This is a genomic window from Nemorincola caseinilytica (genome assembly GCF_039540515.1).
GTDB lineage: Bacteria > Bacteroidota > Bacteroidia > Chitinophagales > Chitinophagaceae > Nemorincola > Nemorincola caseinilytica.
On sequence record NZ_BAABFA010000010.1, the window covers coordinates 42,004 to 61,895 of the forward strand.

Annotated in this window: 13 protein-coding genes; 5 read left to right on the forward strand and 8 right to left on the reverse strand. The window is 53.0% G+C overall.

The genetic code is table 11. The annotated features are described in order from the left end of the window. Positions 1-19 precede the first annotated feature (19 nt). The gene (locus ABD843_RS07485; RefSeq protein WP_345080883.1) at positions 20-4,831 is read right to left on the reverse strand and encodes a PKD-like domain-containing protein; all 4,812 of its coding nucleotides are present in this window, start codon (positions 4,829-4,831) and stop codon (positions 20-22) included. 456 nt (positions 4,832-5,287) lie between these two features. Between ABD843_RS07485 and lepB the strand changes: the two genes are divergently transcribed. The 4 genes from lepB (at position 5,288) to ABD843_RS07505 (ending at position 11,141) form a co-directional block, all read left to right on the forward strand. After that, positions 5,288-6,484, forward strand: coding sequence for a signal peptidase I (lepB, locus tag ABD843_RS07490; protein WP_345080886.1), 1,197 nt, complete (start codon positions 5,288-5,290; stop codon positions 6,482-6,484). Positions 6,485-6,596: 112 nt separating this feature from the next. Next, positions 6,597-7,814, forward strand: coding sequence for an S-adenosylmethionine:tRNA ribosyltransferase-isomerase (locus tag ABD843_RS07495; protein ID WP_345080889.1), 1,218 nt, complete (start codon positions 6,597-6,599; stop codon positions 7,812-7,814). 209 nt (positions 7,815-8,023) lie between these two features. Beyond that, positions 8,024-9,031 (forward strand): AAA family ATPase, encoded by a 1,008-nt coding sequence (locus ABD843_RS07500; protein WP_345080892.1) that lies wholly within the window; start codon positions 8,024-8,026, stop codon positions 9,029-9,031. Continuing rightward, on the forward strand, positions 9,021-11,141 hold the full coding sequence (locus tag ABD843_RS07505; protein WP_345080895.1) for a hypothetical protein: 2,121 nt from the start codon (positions 9,021-9,023) through the stop codon (positions 11,139-11,141). The genes ABD843_RS07500 and ABD843_RS07505 overlap by 11 nt, the downstream gene beginning before the upstream one ends. Before the next feature lie 9 nt (positions 11,142-11,150). On the opposite strand, the gene ABD843_RS07510 is transcribed toward ABD843_RS07505, so the two are convergent. From ABD843_RS07510 to ABD843_RS07520, 3 genes are all read right to left on the reverse strand, one after another. Next, positions 11,151-11,750, reverse strand: coding sequence for a Uma2 family endonuclease (locus ABD843_RS07510; protein ID WP_345080898.1), 600 nt, complete (start codon positions 11,748-11,750; stop codon positions 11,151-11,153). Positions 11,751-11,840: 90 nt separating this feature from the next. Continuing rightward, the gene (locus tag ABD843_RS07515; RefSeq protein WP_345080901.1) at positions 11,841-12,827 is read right to left on the reverse strand and encodes a hypothetical protein; all 987 of its coding nucleotides are present in this window, start codon (positions 12,825-12,827) and stop codon (positions 11,841-11,843) included. A gap of 36 nt (positions 12,828-12,863) precedes the next feature. Beyond that, positions 12,864-13,418: a hypothetical protein gene (locus ABD843_RS07520; protein ID WP_345080904.1), complete on the reverse strand. Its 555-nt coding sequence runs from the start codon at positions 13,416-13,418 to the stop codon at positions 12,864-12,866. 304 nt (positions 13,419-13,722) lie between these two features. Between ABD843_RS07520 and ABD843_RS07525 the strand changes: the two genes are divergently transcribed. Continuing rightward, positions 13,723-14,316 carry a DUF922 domain-containing protein gene (locus ABD843_RS07525; RefSeq protein ID WP_345080911.1) on the forward strand — a complete coding sequence of 198 codons (594 nt, stop codon included), beginning with the start codon at positions 13,723-13,725 and terminating at the stop codon, positions 14,314-14,316. 51 nt (positions 14,317-14,367) lie between these two features. Here ABD843_RS07525 and ABD843_RS07530 read toward each other — a convergent pair whose 3' ends face one another. The 4 genes from ABD843_RS07530 to ABD843_RS07545 form a co-directional block, all read right to left on the reverse strand. After that, positions 14,368-15,834, reverse strand: a complete 1,467-nt coding sequence (locus ABD843_RS07530; RefSeq protein WP_345080914.1) for an FAD-binding oxidoreductase — start codon at positions 15,832-15,834, stop codon at positions 14,368-14,370. 44 nt (positions 15,835-15,878) lie between these two features. Beyond that, positions 15,879-16,940 (reverse strand): selenide, water dikinase SelD, encoded by a 1,062-nt coding sequence (selD, locus tag ABD843_RS07535; protein ID WP_345080915.1) that lies wholly within the window; start codon positions 16,938-16,940, stop codon positions 15,879-15,881. Beyond that, positions 16,933-17,988 carry a tRNA 2-selenouridine(34) synthase MnmH gene (gene mnmH / locus ABD843_RS07540; protein ID WP_345080918.1) on the reverse strand — a complete coding sequence of 352 codons (1,056 nt, stop codon included), beginning with the start codon at positions 17,986-17,988 and terminating at the stop codon, positions 16,933-16,935. The genes selD and mnmH overlap by 8 nt, the downstream gene beginning before the upstream one ends. A 61-nt stretch (positions 17,989-18,049) precedes the next feature. Continuing rightward, positions 18,050-19,792 carry a hypothetical protein gene (locus tag ABD843_RS07545; protein WP_345080921.1) on the reverse strand — a complete coding sequence of 581 codons (1,743 nt, stop codon included), beginning with the start codon at positions 19,790-19,792 and terminating at the stop codon, positions 18,050-18,052. Between the last annotated feature and the right edge of the window lie 100 nt (positions 19,793-19,892).

The following is a 19,892-nucleotide window of genomic DNA, read 5'->3' on the forward strand; positions in this document are numbered from 1 at the left end:
TTTTAAGCGTTGATAGAAATTAATTCTTCACGAATTTAGCTGCACCTACTTTCACACCACCCAGGTAGCAATCGATCATGTACACACCTGCCGGCAGGCTGGCTATGTTCATGCTCACTTTGCGGGTGTCAGCATCTACCTTGTTTATAACTTGTCCCAGCATATTGGTCAGTTCTACATTCATCGTACCCTCCATCTCTGTGGTCACTTCCACGCTCACGTTATCGTTAGCAGGGTTGGGGAATACGCGCATTATAGTAGCGCCCTCACCGGCATTGCCACCATACCTTGGCGTATTATCGCCCGGGGCATTATAGTATGCCTTCTTTATGCAATCTCCCTTCTTCACCATCACCCAGTAGTGGCGGGTCCAGTTGGGGGTGCTGTTGAAGTAGCTCTGGCTGGTCTCTCCTGCATACATGGTAGAGTCTAGCGTGGTAGAGTCGTCGCTACCCCACTGGAAGCCGTCCACATCGTTCAGCAGGCATATGAATGCGCCATTGGTGTATATCACCTTTGGTGTAGCTATAGAGTCGGTACCTACGTTCACTGTATAAGTGGCCACACCCTGGCAGCCTGTAGCGCCTATAGATGATGTAAGTGTCACGGTAGCAGTACCTGCGCTCTTGAAGTGTACCAGGCTATACTGCTTGTCAGCGCCTACAGCGTATACTTCTGCATTGGTCGCGCTCCATATATAGGTATTGCCGAATGCAGGCGGATTAGGTGCGCCGAAGTTCACGAACAGTGAAGAACCGCAAAGCGATGAAGAAGCCGGCTTGGTAGTTATAGAAGGTGCTGCTGCTGCAGGCCTTACTTTCACGCGCAGGTCGTAGCGTTTAGAGCAGGTACCACCTACTGTCACAGTATATACATATACCACGTCTATATTGCCGGTAGTGCTGTTTATAAGAGTTTCATTGATGCCATTGGTACCTGATGCTGTAGCTGGGCTTATGTTCAGTACCGACGGGCGGTTCCATGCATAGGTCACAGGTGGTATCAGGTTGGTGGTAGGCGTGTATACATATGGCATACCCGAGCATGCGCTATCCGTAAGCGTAGACGACATTTTTGGTGTCGGGCGTACGGTCACCCTTACGTCCTGAGTGCGAGAGCAGCCATTGGCAGAGAGCGTGAAGGTATAGGGCACATCTACATTGGTATTGGTAGTGTTCACCAGCTGGTGGTTCACTGCGCCCGATCCGGTATCTGGCAGGGCAGCTATACCCGGAACGAACGGACGCGACCAGTGGAAATAAGTACCCAGTGTAGCGCTCGTAGGTACGAACACGAACGAAGAGCTGTCGCATATGGTCGATGTCAGCGGTGTGTTCGTCAGCACAGGGCGTGGGTTCACCGTTACCGATACGTTCTCTGCGTTAGAGCAGCCGTCTATGGTAGTAGTGAAAACATAGGTCACTGCTACAGGGAAGGTAGCGGTGTTCCTCAGCCTTTCGTTGGGGTTGCCGGTGCCGGTAGCAGCAGGGTTGCTGATGTTGGCCACCGCCGCGCGAGACCATGCGAAGGTAGCGCCCACCGTATTGCTCGCCGGGTCATAGTCGAATATAGAGCTGTCGCATATAGCGGCAGGTGTAAGCGATGTGTTCAGGAACGGTGTGGGGTTCACCACCACGGTCACATCCTGTGTATTGCTACAGCCGTTGGCGTCCAGCGTAAAGGTGTACACCACATCTATCGGGTTGTCGGTAGTGTTGGTATGTGTCTCGTTCACTGTGTCGGGGCCCGATGCTGCGGGGCTCGATATGCCCGGTATCACTGCGCGGTCCCATGTTATGGTAGTACCTGCAGTAGCAGTGGTCGCATTATAGTCGAACACCTCATTGTTACATACCGATGGCGGCGTCAGCGAGCTCGAAAGTGTTGGTGTAGGATTCACACTCACCTGTACGGTCTGCAGGTTGCTACAGCCATTTATGCGCAGTGTGTCCACATATGTCACCAGTATCGGGTCGGTAGTGGTATTGTTCAGTACTTCGCTTATAGAGCCTGTACCGCTGCCTGTTGCAGGCGTTATACCTGCTATCGCAGGGCGGCCCCAGGAGTAGGTAACACCGGGTGTTGGGCTGTTCTGAACAAAAGTGAACAGATCGCCATCGCATATCGAACCCGTCAGCGGGGTCAGCGTGTAGCGAGGTGTAGGGTTAGCATTCACATTCAGTACCTCCACATTATCACAGCCATTGGCAGTAAGGGTGAACGTATAGGCCACATTGATCACGTCGTCCGTGGTATTGTCGAATGTTTCGCTTATGGTGTTGGTACCGCTGGCGGTAGCCGCACCGGCAAGGCCCGTAGGCAACGTGGTACGCTCCCATACGAATGTGGTACCCGCTGTAGGGCTTGTAGCCGTGTAGTTGAACACTTCATTGTCGCACACATTGCCGGTATTGTTCGTCAGCACAGGTGTGGGGAACACTACATAGGTAAATGTATCCGGCGTACCGAAGCAACCGTTCAGTTCAGGTGTCACTATTATGTTAGCGGTATCTATGTCGGTACCTATGTTCACACCTGTGAAAGACAGTATGTCGCCTGTACCATCATCGCCAAGACCTATGGTGTTAAGGTCGTTCGTCCAGTTGAACTGTGTGAAGGGCAGCGGACCGCTGAAGTTCACATCTGTGGTAGCTATGCCATTACATACCGGCGTCTGGTCGGGTGTAGCGTTCACGGTAGGTATAGGCTTCACCTCTACGTTTATAGGATGCGTGCTGGTACATATACCATTATCTATCACTAGTGTACCGGTATATGTATCCGGGTCGGCAGTAGTAGGTACTGTTATCGGGAAGGCCGATCCCGTTGTCGGGAAGGTAGCCGCCGTTACATCTGTAAAGCCCGCGGTTATAGCTGTGCCGCTCCAGTTTATGCTGTAGGTATAGGTGGCAGGCACTATATAAGATACATTGCCCGATCCATCACCCATGTTCGCGCCCTGCAGGTAGGCCGATGCAGGTACATGCATCGGATCGGTGAACGAAGAGCCGCCACCGCCGCCTGAGAATGCACCGCCGCCGCCGCCATAGTAGCCTGCGCCGCCGCCGCCTGATATACCTTCTATGCTGCCCGCACCGCCAAAGCCTTCCGAGCCATCACCGCCGGGCAGGGCTCCTGTATAGGTAGCACCTATACCACCCGCCGTCTGGTCGCCGCCTGTTGCAGGGGTCGCAGTTATATCAGAGTTCATACCGCCATCGGCGCCAGTGAAGTTGCCGCCATGGCCACCACCTACAGACATGTGCAGGGCTGTGTCATAGCCGCAGCCACCGCCGCCGCCGGCCACCGCTACGCGGTCGCTCAGCGCAGTGCCGCCCAGGCGTATATCAGATGCGCCGCCGCCAGAGCCGCCAAAGCCGGCACTAGCACCGCCGCCATTCATACCGCCCGGCACACCGCCCATCATACCGTTCTGGCCTGCGCTGCCTATATTGATGGTAAGCACATCGCCGGGGGTTACGTTCAGCGTACCTGTGGTCCTGCCGCCAAAGCCCGGTGCATGTATGCTCATCGTACTAGTGTCCACACCGCCCGATCCGCCGTTCAGCTCGAATTCTACGCTCGTCACGCCGGCAGGTACGGTATAGGTATATGGGGTAGGAGAAAAACCAAAACCCGTGCTGGTATTATACGTCAGCATTGCAGTAGTGATGCCATGACATATGGATACCAGTGGCGACACCGATATAGATGGCGCCTCCAGGTGTGTCACATGTATGCCTGTTGCAGGGCTGTCCACTACGCCGTTCACGTCGGCATATACGCAGTTATATACGCCCGGGTCGGTAACGTTCAGCGTAGCGCTGGTCTCGCTCATCAGCATACCGTCCTTGTACCACTGGTAGCCACCGGTACCACCGGTCACTGTCAGGTCCACGCTAGAACCGGGGCATATGGCCACCGGACCCGATGAGGATATGGAGCTCATATGTGTCTCCGTTACCATGCCCCTTACAGGTCCGTCGAAGGTGATGATGGACGAGCCTATATTGCCCAGTGCATCCCACATCATCCACTCGCCCATGGCGTTGCTGGTCACAAATTCGCCGCCGCCCTCATACAGGGCGCCCACTACTTCCGATGCCGGTGTAGGGGTGAATGTCAGTGTTTCCGCTACATCCAGGCCTGTGGTATCGAAACGCTCCCATGTATTGGGTGCCGTACCCGACCAGCGGTAGAAATAATGATCGTCATTGTTATACGCCAGCACCTCGTCATCGCCGGCAGGGGTCAGCCCCCTGAACGGTGTTATATCTACAGCGCCCGATGTTTTATCTATACGGTACATGGTCTCAGGGGCCAGTGTACCCGTTACCTCGCCTGTTATCCCGAACAGCGATCCGTTGGCATTGAATGCTATCGTTTTGAATACGTCAGGCATGCCTGTTCCTATCTGTGTACAGATACCCGTCTGTATATTTATAGTACCCAGCACTACGCCCGGAACGCCATCCAGCACCATCAGGCAGTAGTGGTCGCCCGTTGTAGGGTCGGTGGCCAGGCTGTTGAAACCGTTTATGGTCTCTACCGGAATGGTGGGGTGCAAACGCTTCACTATAGCGTTGTCGAACCTGTTCACTGTCCACAGAGAGTCCTGAGTAGGCGATACTCCGGCTACCACACGCGAGGTCCTGCTTACAGTAGTGACCTGCGCTTGCGATCGCAGAGAAGGCAGTAAAGACAGTGCCGCGCAGATAATGCCTGCCGCAAATGCATGTTTGGAAACACGCATACGGCCGCCCGAACGCTTGTCGGTCGTGCCGTTACTTTTGTTGCCCGTCGGTTGAAGGTAAACGTTGTGTAATTTCATATGAGAAAAGATAAACGGTGATGATAGACACAAAATATTCCGCCACAAAAATAGCGTAAGAAAGCCGTATTTAGAGCGATCGTGCCGATAAAAAATAAATTCATCTTTACTTGCATATTATTAACCTCATACACACTTCATCGTTTTGAATACATAATCGCAACGCCCTCTTTAGCTCGCCAGTACTGGCATTTTCCGCCATTTCGGCACGAATTGTCACGCCCGATCCACGAAATGGTCCTCACCGCTGGAACCATCAAGCATATATCGCATCACTACTATTAATTATCAATAAAACATTCTTTATTATTATCATGCTAGAAAATATATTATGCGTCGTTACATGTATCTGCAACATCCCCGGGTCCATACTTTGTTAAATGTACCTATATATATCAGGCCACAATAGGAAATGTATCGGAAGTTGTTACTTTTGAACAGCAATTTTAAAGCCCTATGGCATTCTGGAATAAAAAAGGGAAGACAGGCGACGCAGCCGGAGAGAAGAAAAAAAAGTCGGTGATACGGGAGTGGGCTGATGCCGCCATATTTGCCATTGTTGCCGCTACGCTCATCCGCACTTTCTTTTTCGAGGCATACACCATTCCTACAGGCTCTATGGAGGGCACCATGCTCATAAACGACTACCTGTTCGTGAGCAAGCTGGCCTATGGCCCCCGCATACCCATGACCCCGCTGGCCATACCCCTGGTACACAATACCATGCCGCTCACAGGTGGCAAGTCATATACCGAGGCCGTACAGTGGAAATACCGCCGCATACCCGGCTTCGGCAGCATAAAGCGCAACGATGTGGTGGTGTTCAACTTCCCCGCCGGCGATACCGTTGTCACCAAATACCCCGATCAGGACTATTACATGCTCTGCCGCGCCTCCGGCCGGGAGACCGTTCTTTCCAACCTGGAAGTGATAACCCGCCCGGTAGATAAGAAGGAGAACTACATAAAACGGTGCGTGGCCGTGGCCGGCGATGTCATAGAGGTAAAGGATGCCCGCATATACATAAACGGCAATGCAGCGCCCCTTTTCCCTCATTCCCGCCTCAATTACCTGGTCACTACCAACGGTAGCGCCCCGGGTGTGGAAGAGAATGTAGAGCTGGCCGAGCGTTTCAACAACAATTTTTACCGCTACAACCTCGAGAACGACCAGGTGGCCGCCGTACAAAAGGCGCCCAACGTAGTATCGGTAAAGCCGCTTATAGAGTATGGCCCCGGCGTAGCGCCATCCTCCCCTGCCGACTGGGTATTCCCCCACGATACGGTCAACTTCAAATGGAACCGCGACAATTTCGGCCCCATCAATGTACCTAAGGAGGGCGCTACCGTGCTGCTCACCCCGCAGAACATGGCCATGTACCGCCGCATCATTCGCAACTACGAGGGCAATACGCTGGAAGAGCGCGATGGCAAGGTATTCATCAATGGCAAAGAGACCACCTCCTATACCTTCAAAATGGACTACTACTGGATGATGGGCGACAACCGCCACAATTCGCTCGATTCCCGCTATTGGGGCTTCGTGCCGGTAGACCATGTGGTAGGTAAGGCATGGTTCGTATGGCTCAGCTATGGCGAAAGCGGCATACGCTGGAGGCGCCTGCTGCGCGGCATAAGCTCGCTGGAGAAATAGACCCACCCTGTATTGGATATCATCAACAATATATACTTCCCTGCTATAGCATACCTCCTCCCCTCTGGGGTGAACGTAGTGAACGAGCATAGCTCTGGTAGGGGCTTTTGATATGCATCCCGCACACCTGCGCATAGAAGACCATAGCTATGAGCTGCCCGATGAGCGGATAGCACGCTACCCCCTGCCCGAACGCGATGCATCCAAGCTGCTCATATACCGCCAGGGCCACATTACCGAAGATATATACCGCAATATAGGCAGCCACATACCCCCCGGCACCCTTATGGTGTTCAATCAGGCGCGGGTGGTACATGCGCGGCTGCAGTTCACCAAGCCTACAGGCGGTACCATAGAGGTCTTCTGCCTTGCCCCCCACCCGCAATATGCCGATGTGCAGACCGCCCTGCAGCAGCATGGCCATGTGCTGTGGGAGTGCCTGGTAGGTGGCGCTTCCAAATGGAAAGAAGGCATGGCGCTGCACATGCAGCATACCGCACCAGCATTCACCCTCACGGCCACCATAGCAGAGCGCAGGCAGGGTAGCTACATACTGCGCCTGCAGTGGAACGATGCCGCACTCACCTTTGCCGAGGTACTGCACCATATGGGCAAGGTGCCCCTCCCCCCCTACCTGCGCCGCCACGCCGAGCAGGGCGACGACAGCACCTACCAAACGGTATATGCCAAAGACGAGGGCAGCGTGGCCGCACCTACGGCCGGCCTGCACTTCACGCCACAGGTATTGGAGCAGCTATCGGCTGCCGGAGTACATTCCGCCTTCGTTACCCTGCATGTAGGTGCAGGCACCTTCATACCCGTAAAGGCCGACACCATGGCCGGCCACGATATGCATGCCGAATGGATAGAGGTGACCCGCACCACCCTGTCGCAACTGCAAGACGCACTCGGAAAGGACATAGTGGCCGTAGGCACCACATCCCTTCGCACACTGGAAACCCTGTACTGGATAGGCAACAAGCTGCTGAATAACGAACCGCTGCATCTGCACGGCATAGCCGTAGGCCAGTGGGACCCCTACGATACCGCCACACAGCACCCTACCGCTGATGCGCTGGCTGCACTGGCACAGTACATGCAGCAGCACAGCATGGAACGCCTCATCACCCGCACGCAGATACTCATAGCTCCCGGCTACACGTTCAGGGTCATCACAGGGCTGGTCACCAACTTCCACCAGCCACGCTCTACCCTGCTGCTGCTGGTATCGGCCATAGTGGGAGACGACTGGCGGCGCATATACACCCATGCGCTGCAAAACGATTACCGCTTCCTTAGCTATGGCGATGGCAGCCTGCTTTGGCTCTGATGTTCTGAAATTCAATGAACGGTCCGCTCTTAGGAGAAAAGCGAACGGCGTCTACTTCCTTGTGCCCACTTCTATAAAAAGTCTTGTGACCCTTGTGAAATATCTTCGTGCTCTTTGTGGTAAGGCTCTATTTCTTTTCACAAAAAATTACAGCCACGCATTATTTTACTATCGCATTAAACCGTAAAATTGTACAAATATCCTTACCCATGACCGATGATGTAATGGAAACGCAGGACCCTGCCACCACTCCCGATGCCACCCCATCCATAGACCTGCTGGTAAGCCAGATGGAGCGCGTCATTCGTGGCAAAAGACCGCAGATAGAGATGGTGGTGACCTGCCTGCTTGCCGGCGGACACATTCTCATGGAAGACAATCCCGGTACGGGCAAAACAGTGCTGGCACGCACACTGGCACAGTGCATCAGCGGCGGCACCCAGGATGGCCATGTGCTCTTCAAGCGCATACAGTTCACCCCCGACCTCCTGCCTATGGACCTCATAGGCACCCACATATTCGACGACCGCAACAAGGAGTTCGTTTTCAAGAAGGGCCCCCTCTTCTGTAATGTCCTACTGGCCGATGAGATAAACCGCGCCTCGCCCAAGGTACAGAGCGCCCTGCTAGAGGCCATGGCCGAGCACCAGGTGACCGTAGGCGATACTACTATGATGCTGGAGCGCCTCTTCTTCACCATAGCCACACAGAACCCTATAGAGATGGAGGGCACCTACCCGCTGCCCGCCGCCCAGCTCGATCGTTTTTTTATGAAGATCAATTTCGGCTATGTGGACGAAGAGACCGAGCTGAACATATACCGCGAATACCTCGATATCGCCCGCAACCTCGTAGAGCTCACACAGGTACTCTCTATGCAGGATATACTGGCGCTGCAGGCACAGGCCGGTGAGGTCTTTGTACATGAGGAAATAGTAAAAGCCGTTAGCAATATAGTACGCGGCACCCGCGCCCACCCCGATATCTCGTTGGGTGCATCTACGCGTAGCGGTATAGCGTTCATCAAATGCCTGCGCGCATGGGCGCTCATCAAGGGCCGCACCTTCGTCATAGAGGACGATGTGCGCGACATAACCCGTGCCGTGCTGGAACACCGCCTCATATACCGCAACAAGGAAGGCCGCCAGAAGGCCCTGGAAGGTATCATCATCAAGGAAACGGAAAGGCTTGCGAAACTGAAGTTATATGGCCGATAGCAGTGGCAAAGAAGGTACCGGGCATATGGCCGTGGCGCTCCGCCATGGCAGGGCCTTTATTTGTTCCGTCGTTTGCATATTGCTATCCTTTACCGCGCTGGCACAGAGCGGCGGTGTCCGCCGCGAGCTGCCGCCCGAGCTTATGCCCAAGCACCCCGCAGGCAAAGAGGCCCTGCGCGCCAATATAGATGCCAAACGCGCCATAGAGAACATGTACAGCGAGGATGCACTCCCCCGCTCGCGCGAGTTCAAGCGTACGGATAGTACCTACTATGTAGGCTGGATGTTCGAGGGCATTTACAAATACAATCACGCTGCCGACTTCATCGGTTTCAAGAACGCCGCTGCATCGCTCGAGAAAGCGCTTATGCTCATAGAACGCGATTACAAGCGTGCCCTCACCACCCGGTCCGATAACATAATGGTGCTGCTGCCCGCCTACAATTTCCAGATAGACTATACCATCATAGCCAATGCACTGGTACATGCCTATGGCAATATGGAGCAGCCCGAAAAGGCGGTACCCCTGCTACGCAAAGCCATCAAGTACAACTTCCAGCGCGAGTACTACCTGGATCCCTACAACATGCTTGCCTGGACGGTGCATCGCAATCGCTTCTACACTTCGCAGAAGTATTCTTTCCTCAAGAACTCTATAGACGAGAACGAGGCCCTCGCCAACCGCTACCTGGATAGCGGGATGCGCGCCATAGAAAAGAACAGGCACATCAATAGCAGCCTCTTTCCCCCGCAATACATCGATGCCGAAAAGAGCGGGATATACCATTACAAGAACATCCTGCATGCCTACAACTTCCGCATAGACTCTGCCAATTATTACTTCGAGCTTATGCGCAAGAACGGCAGGCTGCCGCATAACAACTATGCCAATTTCAAAAGCATTTGTGGCGATTTTCGCACTGCCGAGGCCGAGTACAAGACAGCGGCACAGCAGGACGGCAGCGACAAGCGCCTGCAGGAGTGGGCCTACTTCACCACCATACTGGACATATACAAGGCCAACCCCAAGAATGGCGCTGCCCTGGCACGCAATATGATAAAGACCTCGGGCTCCACACCCGGGTATGGCTGGTACAACATAGCCCTGGCGCGCACCCTTACCTACGATGGCCAGGTGGCGCAGGCCGAGCGCTATGGCAAACGCGCTGCCGAGTTCAAGGAGCTGCACATAGGCACTACTCTTGGTCAGAGCCATTATGATTTCAGCCTGCAGCTGGTAAAGCTCATGAACAAAGAGCAACTGGTACAGATGGAGAAATTCGAGAACAGCAACTGGTGGTACAATCCCAAAGTGCTGACGCGAATAACATCGAAGGTCACCGACAAATACCTGCAGCAGTTCCTTATCATCAACCAGTTCGCGCAGAACCCCGAGCGCGAGCGGGTCATCTACAAGCTCTTCTCTACCGAGAACGTAGTATCGTGGGATGAGGTCTGGTATCTCATAAAAGATTTCAGCACACGCTACTTCCTCACACGGTTCAAAAAAGAGGCTGCTACCGATAAGCGCGAGTATATCCGCAAATACTTCGAGTTCTTCACCGCAAAGCTCATGATGGAGCAGGGCAAATACAAAGAGGCCGCCCCCATGCTGCGCCGCCTGCTCAATGACCCCAATACCGATGCCGACTATGAAAAGCTCTTTACAGCGCGCCTCTACCAGGCTCTTGCCCAGTGTGCCGATGAGCTGAAGAACAACCGCGAGCGCGATGAATGGCTCTACAAGCTATACACCATATACCCGCAGCTCATACCCTTCAGCGGCATGAAGGCCAATATGATACTGCATGTGAGTGGCAATGTAGATAAGGAAGTAGAGGAACGCCTGCGCGCCTGCAACATCAACTGGAGCAATGGCAGCGGCGCACCTGCCCCCGAGGCATATGTCATATTCTCTGGTACCGGCAAGAAGAAAGGCATCACTTACTATGTGCTCGATCGCAGCGGCAACGAGCTCATTCCAAAGCAGTACTTCTCATTGCAGAAGGCCGAAGAGACCGGCAAAGAGCTCGCCTATCGCCTCTTTGGCGTAGGTGGCAAAGAGCCCGAAGATGTAGAGGAGACCACTACTGAAGAAAAGAAGAAATGATAGAGATGCTTATTTAGCAGCCGTCATATCTATCCCCTCATAAATAACATCGAGCCTCAGGGAAACACCCAGTGTCTTTAACTTTAGCGTATCTTCTATATTCTTAAGCTCTTTTAGCTCCCATTGCCCATGAGCATTTATGTAAAAGGCCTCTATGCTCACCGACTCCGCATCTACAAGAATATACTCGCGTAGCGAAGCTATATCGCGGTACAACTTGAACTTGTCACCCCGGTCATAGGACTTTGTCGATGGCGATAGCACCTCGAATATCACAGCAGGATTCACCAGGTTCCACTGATCATCATTCAGGAATTGTGGGTCGCCGCAAATGACAGATATGTCAGGGTAAGTGAACAGCGTATTCTTAGGTATGTGAATGCGCATATCGCTACCCATTGGCCTGCATGGTTTGCCTTTCAGTTTACTTTTCAGGGCTGTGGCAATGTTCAGGCATATCATGTTGTGCCCATACTTTGCGCCAGACATCGCAAAGATCTCTCCTTTATAGTATTCATGCTTATCCTCCGCCTCGTTCTCCATCTCCAGGTATTCCTCGATGGTGAATTTGCGTCTTTCATAAGCTACGGCAGGCTCTCTCACATACATAGTATAAAGTTACATCGAAATAACATAAAAACAGAAAGGCCACCCATTGTGGGAAGCCTTTCCGTTCTGCGAATTGTTGTGGGATCGGAATTATTCTACCACCTTGTTCGCATCTCTTGTTACTACTACCTGCTGTCCTGTACGGTGGGCTACTTTGTTGGCCTTGCGCTCTGCGTTGTGCATTTTGCGGGCTATCATCTTATAGTGCCTCTTCGATACCTTCAGGTATGTAGTGTTGTCCTTTGCCGGATAGTTACCTGTGTAGGTAGCTGTCTTCTCTACGTTCACGTTGGCAGTAAGGGCCAGTGTCTGGTTCTCGCAGGCCGATACATCGAGCCTGTTGTTATTCAGCGACACCGTATATATTTCCGGCCTTATGTCCATGTCCTTTGTCATTACCACCTGCAGCGGCTCTGATGGGTATTCTTCGTTCAGGCCCGCTACAGGGTATGCCTGGTCGTCCTTCTTATGGCGCTTACGGCTATAGTATACAAAGGTCTTGTTGTCTGTAGTTATCTTGCTGCCACTAGCAGGCAGAGATATCTGGTTCATGTCGGGCTTCACATCTACCGGCACCATTATACAGGCCGTGCGGCCACCGGTGCGTGGGAAGAATGCGTTACCGCATTTTGCAAAGAGATAGAGCGCGCCCATGTTGTTGCCATCATTGGCTGCTATCTTCCATGCCTTGAACTCCTCGGGGTCGCCATCCAGGCGGTACAGGGCGTATGTATAGCCGCTGCTACCCATGTTACCCACGGTGCCGGGAGCTATATACTCCATGCTTATATCGCTGGCCTCCAGGTCCTTGGCGCCGTTGGCATAGCCTATCTGCATCAGCAGGCCGTTCAGGTTGTTCATGGCCTCGGTGTTGTCATTCTCGTGCCTTTTGATGGTACGGTATACCTCGTTGGCAGATGACTTGTTGCGGAGAAAGGGGAACTCGGGTGCCGTACCCAGTCTGCTCACCGACCTGGGCTCTTCTCCGTCCCTGAACCTGAACAGGGCATTATCGGACTGTGCGATGGCGGCATATGTGAGCATAAGTGATGCCGATATCAAAAAAAGACGTTTCATAGCTTCGTTTTTTTAGGTGAATGATCGGGTGAGGGGCTAGCGGGATGCAAGGTCTGTGGTGGATCGTGTTTCAACATTCACTTCGGCCCTGCGGGCTATCTTTTCCTGCTTGCGTTCTATCTTCCTCATTTTCCTGGCAGCCACCTTGTAGCTACGTTTAGATACCTTGTGGTACTGAGGTGCATAGTGCTCGGGATAGTTGCCGGTGTAGGATGCGATGCGCTCTATGTTCAGGTTAGCGGCCACGTTCATTACAGAGTCGGGGCAGGCAGTGAGGGTGCGTTCGGGGAGCGTTACAGATACGTTGTATTTCTCCTCTACAGGCGCCACATCTTTAGAACTATTGAGCAAGAGTGGTTCGGATGGATACTGCGCCGCTACGCCGGGAAGGGCATAGGCAGAATCGTTCTTTCTGAGGCGTTTGCGTTCGTAGTACACGAATGTCTGCCGAGATGTTACCGACTTGGCGCCGCTGGTCGTCAGGGTCTTCTGCTGCCCTGTCATGTTCACCGCTGTCTTTACACATTCCGACTGTGCATAGGCATGTACTGTGGCGGCAAAACATGCTGAGATCAATATTAGCCGTTTCATGGTCATAATAGTTTTTGGTTGAAAAGAAGATGTCTTATCCAAAACTTCACTAGCTATAGCGCAAAACCCATGCGACCAATGCCCAAATAGCCCGCTTATAGTTTTCTTTAACTCATAGCCATACCGCTGCAGAACAGGCATGAATACTGAAGTTTTTGAGTATTAATGCACCATACATAGCAGTAGCTGACGGGCTCTTAATGCCCGTTAACACTTTTACAGGATGTTAAAACACGAGCGCTGTGGACATAGAGATACAGATCGGGGAAAAATTTTCCCTAATTTTACAAGTATGACAGGCGTTATGAGGAGGAGTAAGTATGGTGTGCGCAAGAAAAGCCGTCACCTATTCATCGGATCTATGGTATGTCTCTTCTGCTTCCAGGCAAAGGGGAAGACCAATGTGACCAGCGAGGTGCGCGCCAGCGACCGTTTTAGCTGGAGCGAACATCGCAAACTATCGTGGGAGGACTTCAAGGGGCCGTCCGATGGGGGTAGCCACGAGTCTGCTGCGGCCACCTGCTGCAGCATAGGTTTCAAGATAGATAATACCGGTACCGGCGACCGTAAGGTAACGGTGTACAACACGTTCTATATAGACAGGTCGTGGGTGAAGGAGGATGCGCGCATAGGCTCTATACTGGCCCATGAGCAGGGCCACTTCGACCTCTGCGAGCTGTATACGCGCAAGTTGCGGGAACGCACAGCGGCCATAGATGTGAACGCAAAAGACCTGAAACAGCAGCTAATGGATATATATGCTGCCGTGAACGATGAATACGAGGCCCGCCAACAGGCCTACGAATATGAGACCACGCATGGCACAGACCTGCCTGCACAGAACAGATGGGAGCGGATGATACAGAGGGAGTTGACCGAAGCGCCGCAAAGCATCTGATATGGTATCACTTATGTTGCTGATGACCTATACCCAATGCCGGGTATACATCTACGCCTTAACACTTTGCGGATGCCGGATATTGTCCGATGGGTCGAACCGTTTTTTAATGGCCTGGAGACGGGCGTAATTATCCCCATAATAGGCATGTTCCCAGTCGTTGAACTCTGCACTGCAATAGTTCACATACTGGCGGGTGATGCCATGCTGTGCCGTTATGCCCAGTATCTCGGTAGTGGCCTTTGCCAGCCGCGGATCTTGCGAGGGGCTTTCCCAATATGCCTGTACCTCTGATATGAAGGGAAAGCCACGATGGGGATAAGATGCCTGACCGGCGAACATTGTATTATCTACCTCGCCGCCCAGGGTATTCACCTGGTATATCATGCCCGGCGTAGACACTACTACCCGGAACACATCGGTAATGAAGGGTGCTACCGTACCGTGGTCTTTGAAGAAGCCTGCCGAAGAATTGCGGAAATAGAGCGGACCGGGGCGCCCATAGTAGTTGCGCAGCATGGTGGCCAGCGCCGTTGGCCGTGTACTGCGGAAGGTATCGGTCACATCGGCAAGTTTTTGTAGCAGTGATGCGATATCGTGTTTGGCCGCATCATGGTCGGTCACTAGTATGTTCAGGGTACTGCCATTGAGCACATAGCCCGAGAAACAACTGGCGGGCAACTGTGGCGTTACCTCCATCCATATGCGCAAGATCTCTGCAGCCTTTTCGGCCGTTAGTTTGCGGGCCTTGAAGTAGTGCGCTTGCAATGTAGCCGGTGCAGCCTGTGTACAAAATGTCATCTCTGTTACGATACCGAAGTTGCCTGTACCGCCGCCCTTCAGCGCCCACAGCAGTTCTGCATCGTCCTTTGTGCTGTGAATATCACCATTGCCATCTACCATGGTCGCTTCTAGCAGGTGATCGCAGGTGAGGCCATAGCTGCGCGAAAAGAGACCATAACCACCGCCCAATGTGAGGCCACCTACAGCCACCGTACCGCACGAGCCACCGGGAAGCAACAGGCCATGAGGCAGAATGGAATCGTACAGATGGCTGAGGGTGCAGCCGGGGCCTAGTTTTATCTTATTGTCCGGCAGCAGCTCTACGGTATTCATTTTAGAGAGGTTCACTACAAGGCCGCCATCGTTGCAGGAGAAGCCCTCCATGCTGTGACCACCGCTCTTCACTGCTATGGCGAACTTCTGTTCGCGGGCATAGCGTACCGCCTCTACCACATCGGCAGTAGAAGTGCATAAGGCTATCGCCGCAGGGTATTTATCTATACGCTTGTTAAAGCCCTGTCGCAGGGTGTTGTAGCGGCTGTCGTTCTTATCTGCCAGGTCCAGCTTTGGCGTGGGATGCTCCTTAGCTGTGCTTTGTGGTTCATCCTTTACAGGTGGTGGTATGCTCTGCTCGTCCTTACCCTTGCCGGAGCGGCCAAGGCAGGCATCGAGCAGCAAAGCAGCGCTGGCAGCTGCGCTGAGGTGAATGAACTTTCGACGGGTAAATGGCTTCACGATATCACGTTTAGATAAAGTGAAGTTATACCAAAATGTGCGTGCTATGCTTTTACCGTAATGAGTTTTTCGGCGCGAGCTACCATCTTGCCAACAGGCTGTGCATGGTGTCCCAGGCCATGCCGCTGCAGCAGCGCTGCCACCTCATCGTATGCAGATGGGGATACAGCTACGAGCAGTCCGCCATTCGTCTGCGGATCGGGCAGCAGACTGAATGCCTGCATCACATCTACACCGGCATCAAAGGCTATCTGCGGCCCATAAGCGTTCCAGTTGCGGTAAGTGGCATCGGGCACTATACGCTGCGAAAGGTACTCTGTAGCACCTGCTATAACAGGCAGGGAAGAATAGGATATCTCTGCAGAAAGGCCGCTGCCCGTGGCCATCTCTGTAAGGTGCCCCGCCAGGCCAAAGCCCGTGATATCGGTAAGGGCCGTGACACCCGGTATGCCACCAAGGTCGGTGCCTATCTTATTGAGCTGGGCAAGCTGGGCAATGAATGTATCATAATGTTCGGCAGCCAGCAGCCCTCTCTTATGCGCAGTGGCCAGTATACCTACACCTAGGGGTTTGGTGATGAGCAGCAGGTCGCCCTCTTGCGCGGTATTGTTCTTTCTCAGGTGGTCTATAGCACAGGTACCATTCACAGAGAGGCCAAAGACAGGCTCGGTAGTATCTATGCTGTGGCCGCCTGCCAGCGTTATACCGGCCTCATTACATACGGCCCTAGCGCCAGCCAACACCTGCTGTGCAAGTGCTGCCGGCAGCTTATCTACAGGCCATCCCAGTATGGCCAATGCGAGTATGGGTGTACCACCCATGGCATATACATCGCTGATGGCATTGGCAGCAGCTATGCGGCCGAACTGGTAGGCATCATCTACAATGGGCATAAAAAAATCGGTAGTGGCTATGAGGGCCGTACCATTGCCCAGGTCGTATGCGGCGGCATCGTCGCTGGTGGCATTGCCTACCAGCAGGCGGGCATCGGCCGGGGCTGATGCCGCGCCTATTATCTGCTGCAATACAGCAGGGGCTATCTTGCAGCCACAGCCTGCGCTGCGCGAATATTGTGTGAGCTTTATATCCTGTTGTATGTTATCCATTGTCTTGTAGTTGTGCAGCCAGGTGCACAGCATTGGCCACGGCATCTACTGTGGTGCAGGCTATGGTGTGCAGCCTTGTCTCAATATCTTGTCGGTCGTGCAGGCCACCTGCATAGTACTTGTCGTAGTAGCGAAGCAGTACCCGGAAACATTCCTTAATATCATTCTCCAGCAGGTGGTTGATAGCGGTCTTGGTATTGAGCCCACCCAGCCGCTTCTGTATGCGTATAATGCTGTTAACGAGGTCTTCCTTAGGGTAGGCGCCATATTCCTTTACCGTGAATACCAGCCGCTCCTCGAAGGGGATATCGAGGAAGATGACCGTTGATGCCCTCATCCTGTTCCAGAACTTTTCGGGCAGGTTTATATGGCCTATGCGGCGGCTTTCATCCTCTATCCATATGGGCGCACCTGGTATGGCCGCTGTGATATGGTGCAGCCGCAATGCCAGCAGGTTCTCGAACATCTCCTGCGAGGGTTGTACGAGACGATCGAGCCCGCCAAAGGCAGAGCCACGGTGCCGGGCTATGCCTTCCAGGTCTACAACGGTATGTCCCTTTTTGCCTAGCTGATGCAATACATGCGTCTTGCCCGATCCCGTATAACCACCCAGCACATGCAGTGTATAGCTCTTGCCGAACTGCGCCAGCGTCCAGTTACGGTATGCCTTATAACCACCCTGCAGCAGGTATACACTAAAACCATACAGGTCTAGCAGCCAGGCTATGGCGCGACTGCGCATGCCACCGCGCCAGCAGTGTACCAGTACGGTCTTCCGGGCGTTCTTATCGGTAACGGTCAGCTCTTCTACGGTCTCTACTATCTGCCTCATTTTGGGGCCGTAATGGTCCAGGCCTATCTTGATGGCCATCTCCCGGCTTTGCTGCTTGTAGGTTGTGCCCACTACTTTTCTTTCCTCGTCAGAGAACAGCGCTATGTTGTGCGCACCGGGAATATGGGCATGACCATATTCGCCCGGGCTGCGTACATCTATCACAGGGTGTACCTTTGCCAGCTCTAAGAACTCTTCTATACCAATGGTTCGCACGGGTGCAAATTAGAATATTTTTTTGCGCTACAGAGATGTTCGCAGTAGCACAAGAACAACATCACTGTACGGCCTTATCTATAAGCCGCTCTGTACGGGCCTTCTCTGCATCGGCCTCCTCCAGTTTCTTTCTTTCGTACTCCGATATATGGTCGTTCACATTCAGGTTCGCCTGTTTGCGGGAGTATACTGTTTGGGTAAGGTAGTTATAGTTTCGGTAGGCATCCTTTAGCCGTATCAGCTTATCCCGCTTCTCGTATCCATTGCTGCCCGCCTTCATTATTACATCGCATACAGCGGTGGCGCGGCTTTCTATTTCTATTTGGTATACCGCATACAGCAGCTCATTTCCATATACACATTTATAGTCTCCCACCGACTTAAGCTGGTCCTCATGTTCTGTATAAGGGTCTTTGCCCATATGCGCCAGCACAAGGTCTATAGAGGTGTATTCATCGGCAGTGGGCCTGCTGGAAATGTCATGAGGCAAATGGTCTCCGGCTATGAACCGCAGGTCGCCCCTTTCCAGGGCAGAGAAAGTACTCACATCTGCATAGGGCATGTAGTTGCCAGCTATCTGTATGCCTATCAGTATGCCTTCGTTCACACGCTGACCATTGCGGGTAAATACCTCTACCTGCGTATCGCCATGTATACCCGGATGGGCGAAGACACCAGTTATGGTGAACTCGTGCCGCTGGCCATCGCTCACGGCCGCCTGGTATATCGATGCATATTCTTTTAGGTCGTGCATCTTACCATCCCGGGTCTGCAGGGCTATGTTCCTGTTCCATTCTGATACCGTCATGCCGAAGGTGCCATATTTCATTGGCGTTTCCAGGAAGAACTCGCGGTATACCGTATCCGGCCTCGCAGGCACGGGTACGGCACCATCCGCTACCGGTGTTATAGTAGGGCTATCGCTTTTTTGCGCAGCGAAATAAAAAGGCAGGATACATATGGCAAGGATGGTAAGGCCCAATGCCGAAAGCAAAAATGCCTTCAGCGGGTTCATATTGTCAAAGACACTGCGAAACCTCAGTGCAGCGATGCCGCCATCCCTCACATCTACCGACCGTAACGAGAAAGCCTTATTCGAAAAAATATAGCTGCCGTCGGCTATGTTGTGGCCGGTATATGCTTTGTCGCCAAGGGTTATCTCATACAGCACCTGCTGGTGAATGGTAAGTACACCATGGTCGGTCTCGTACTCGCGTATGTATGTGATGCCCGATACCTGCCCGTTGGTAATGCGCAGTGTTTTGTCCGGCCCATGGCCTATGCTGATGTCTCCCGTCAGCGGTTGCATGTTCTCGTCATATATCTTGCAGCCCACACCAAGACCGGCACCATAATTGGTCCCTTCCGAGTAGTAGTACGTCTTACCATCGCTGAGCCTGAACTCCTTCAACTGCAGCTTTTGAGCAAGCATACGGTTCAGGTAGCTCACATGGTCCAGGTCGGGTACTACCTGGGCGTTCACCAATATCCACGGATCGCCCTTTGCACCGTCCTTCTTCAGCAACATCAGCCCATCGAACAGCAGTGCCTGGTTCAGCAATACCTGGTCCTTTAGCCTGTCTATATGCAGGCTTTTGGCCTCGGGCAGGTACTCCCATTTACCGGTCATTGCATTACCGTTCAGCGACATGATAAGCCTGCCATCGCGCTTGAAGATGTATGTATGGCGGTCTTCGTTCTCATCGAAGTACACCCATTGCTTATCTATGAAAGCTTCCTTCTTGTCTAGCGAACTGCTGAACTCCTGCAGCCGGGGTAAAATATTCTTCAGGTATTCTGTCATAATGTATGTGGCCGGTGGTCGGGGAACAGCAAATTACCAAATGCTACGGGAAATGTATATATGTGAACAGTAATTGTACCCGATGCAGCACTTTGTCGGT